The organism is Aeromonas sobria (assembly GCF_050266975.1).
Taxonomy (GTDB): domain Bacteria; phylum Pseudomonadota; class Gammaproteobacteria; order Enterobacterales; family Aeromonadaceae; genus Aeromonas; species Aeromonas sobria_B.
The window spans coordinates 1-268 of sequence record NZ_JBKISU010000134.1 but is presented as its reverse complement, the minus strand read 5'-3'; the positions used below and the strand labels follow the sequence as shown (position 1 = coordinate 268).

The following is a 268-nucleotide window of genomic DNA, read 5'->3' as shown; positions in this document are numbered from 1 at the left end:
TGACCATCACGACCAAGGCTTACTCTGCTGAGTTCAAAGAGGAGGTACTGCACTGGATGCAGGAAAATAATGCCTCTTCTCGCAAGGCGGCCGCAGCATTCAAGATCGCCGCGGCCTGCACCGTCAGCCGGTGGGCGCGGTTTTATCGTGAAGGCGGTATCATGGCCCTTCGTGACAAACGCAGAGAACGCGCCATGACTTCAGGGAAGACGCCACCCGGCAAACCGCTCACCGCCCCCTATCCCATCTTCAACAGTGCCCAGGAAGA

1 protein-coding gene is annotated in these 268 nt (G+C 58.2%); it reads left to right on the top strand.

The window, feature by feature from the left end:
* On the top strand, nucleotides 1–268 hold a 268-nt coding region (locus ACLHZ1_RS20790), incomplete at both ends, for a helix-turn-helix domain-containing protein (RefSeq protein ID WP_427263563.1).